Below are 342 nucleotides of genomic sequence, written 5' to 3'. Positions count from 1 at the left end.
TTTGGGTTATTATAACCTCTTAGAAGCTGTCCAATTTTATTATGCCACTACAAACAGTGCGCGGCTAATCACCGGACTGTCGATATCACCGTACCAGTGGTTAAGCAGTACGGACTGTCCCAGACGTGGGGCAAACTGCCAGCCATGAGTGCTACCCGATGACAGTTGCAGGCTACGTAGCGGCGGGGTAGTGCCGTCATCGTGAGGACTGATGCCTGACCAAACGGGCGTGGTCATGGTTTGCTGTAGATTGTCAGTGCTGACACTAGAGTCATAGCTAGGAGAGGCTCTGTAGTGGCATAATAAAATTGGACAGCTTCTAAGAGGTTATAATAACCCAAA

Annotated in this window: 1 protein-coding gene; it reads right to left on the bottom strand. The window is 49.1% G+C overall.

Annotated elements, in window-relative coordinates; translation table 11 throughout:
- Nucleotides 1–39 precede the first annotated feature (39 nt).
- Nucleotides 40–237 carry a hypothetical protein gene (locus tag EI161_RS14725; protein ID WP_192530058.1) on the bottom strand — a complete coding sequence of 66 codons (198 nt, stop codon included), beginning with the start codon at nucleotides 235–237 and terminating at the stop codon, nucleotides 40–42.
- Nucleotides 238–342: the final 105 nt, after the last annotated feature.

Source organism: Psychrobacter sp. FME5 (genome assembly GCF_014861375.1).
GTDB lineage: Bacteria > Pseudomonadota > Gammaproteobacteria > Pseudomonadales > Moraxellaceae > Psychrobacter.
This window is presented reverse-complemented; position numbering and strand designations above follow the sequence as displayed.

Bases quoted from the DNA above. Each gene is read 5' to 3' on its own strand.
- EI161_RS14725 (WP_192530058.1), bottom strand. From the start codon at position 237: ATGACCACGCCCGTTTGGTCAGGCATCAGTCCTCACGATGACGGCACT.